Here is a 1,935-nt window from a genome sequence, read left to right as displayed (position 1 = left end):
ATATTTTTTGGCTAGCAGCTTAAATCCAAGTTGTCCTTCTTGATATTCTCTTACTACCATAAACTTAAATTGCTCATCATATTTAGACATAAATAAAAACACCCCAAAGTTAGATTCTTACTCTAACTTTTGGGGTGCAGTACATGTTTATAGGGGGTTTTGCTTTAAATACCGTATTGTATAATAATTATGGACTTGGTCACAAACGGTCATTAAACAATAGTTTTAATGTTTTTTATAGACAATCCCTGACCATTTTTGCATATCTACCAAATACTGGAATACTTAAAATAGTATAAGTGAATGGCAAGATTTCTAACAAAATAATTTCACTTTGTTTTATGTCGAAACTTGTTTATTAATAATTCTTGAAATTGTAAACGCTTCCAATTATAATGAAATTGGGTTGGATGGCACGTGTGGCTGTCATAGTATCAGGCGTAGGTGGGGCCGATACCTAGAACGAAAGGATTTTTCTATGTTCTATTTATTTATATGTATTGAAGAATGATAGACTATAATGATTAAGATAAAGAAGCTAAATAAAAAGGGGGGATAAAAAGTGTCTAGACAAAGCGAATTAACGTTTTCTGATTTTATTGTTAAAGATCGATTTGAACTAAACTCTTATCTTGCATATTTGTTCCATCAAGTTAAAGGGGATGCTGAGGACCAGTCTGAGCATAAAATGTTAAAGCATATTAAGTAAACTGAAGGGATAAAAAGTAATGATGAAGAAAAGATTGTAAGCGACCTTGTTTATTCTGGTTAGGATAAACGAGATCGCTTATTTGTGTTGTAAAACTTTTTTAATCTGTTTTGAATATCATCATATATGTTTAACACTTTTCTTCATCATATTTTGTTTATTAAATTAACGAAACCTCTACGCCCATTAATAACTTACCTGCTGATGCTGATATTGTTATTACGCATAAAAATTTAACAGATCGAACAAAAGCCAAACTTCCTCAAGCATATCATATGTCAGTTGAAATGTTGGGTCCAGTAATTTCCCAGGATGGGCCTTAGCAGAAGCACAATTAACTGCAAAAGCAAGAAATTTCTTTGGACTAGTAGTAGAGCAGCATAAGTATAACTTAAATTGTCGTTTACCAGAACTAGAAGTGTTACCTGCTGCTGAACGACACAAAATTGGAATTGTTCCGTGGAGTCCGTTAGATGGTGGACTATTAGGTGGAAATGCGTTAAAACCAGCTAAAAACTCAAGAAGTAGTAAAAACAAAGAGAGAGCCGAAAAATATCGTGAGCAATTAGAAAAGTACAGCGCTCTCTGTAAAGAATTAGGTCAAAAAGAAGATACTGTTGCGTTAGCATGGTTACTTGCGAATCCAAATGTGACCGCACCAATAATTGCGTAAGAACAATAGATCAATTAGAACAATCTCTTCGGGCAGTGGAAGTAACCTTAACCCAAGAAATACTTGGAAAATTGGATGAAATTTTTCCAGGCCCTGGTGGACAAGCTCCAGAAGTTTATGCATGGTAATCTCTTATTTTTCAAAAGTAAATTAGGGTAGAAAGCTAATATACCTCTCAGAACGTTAGGGAAAGCTTCAATTCTTAGGAAAGCAAGGAATTTAGGATTTTTGTTGTTCTTTGAATTAATAAGATGGAAATTACAAGCAGACAGATCAACGGAATCTATTAAAAACTAGTGAAAAAAAACTTTGAAAATGAAACTTACGAGTTGATTGGCAAAGTATAACGATATGACATTTTGAAAAGTGAGGGTGGTGAGGGTGAAACATGGAATATGGAAAACTTGGTAACACAGGCTTAGATGTATCTCGATTATGTCTGGGGTGTATGGGATTTGGAGATGCAAGCAAATGGATTCACCAATGGGTGCTTAACGAAGAGAACTCTCGTCCTGTTATAAAAAAAGCACTTGAGTTGGGAATTAACTTTTTT

At 34.0% G+C, this 1,935-nt stretch carries 1 protein-coding gene and 3 pseudogenes; all 4 read left to right on the top strand.

What is annotated here, in order from left to right:
* Positions 1-562: 562 nt before the first annotated feature.
* Positions 563-709, top strand: coding sequence for a hypothetical protein (locus ACEWK1_RS27555; RefSeq protein WP_416636872.1), 147 nt, complete (start codon positions 563-565; stop codon positions 707-709).
* Between the two features lie 164 nt (positions 710-873).
* A pseudogene (locus ACEWK1_RS27550) lies at positions 874-1,032 on the top strand (hypothetical protein); the annotation flags it as partial.
* Positions 999-1,510: pseudogene (locus ACEWK1_RS27545) on the top strand (aldo/keto reductase); the annotation flags it as partial. The pseudogenes ACEWK1_RS27550 and ACEWK1_RS27545, both read left to right, overlap by 34 nt.
* A gap of 260 nt (positions 1,511-1,770) precedes the next feature.
* Positions 1,771-1,935, top strand: a pseudogene (locus ACEWK1_RS27540) (aldo/keto reductase); the annotation flags it as partial.

Source organism: Metabacillus sp. YM-086 (assembly GCF_048059995.1).
Classification (GTDB): domain Bacteria; phylum Bacillota; class Bacilli; order Bacillales; family Bacillaceae; genus Metabacillus; species Metabacillus litoralis_B.
This window is presented reverse-complemented; position numbering and strand designations above follow the sequence as displayed.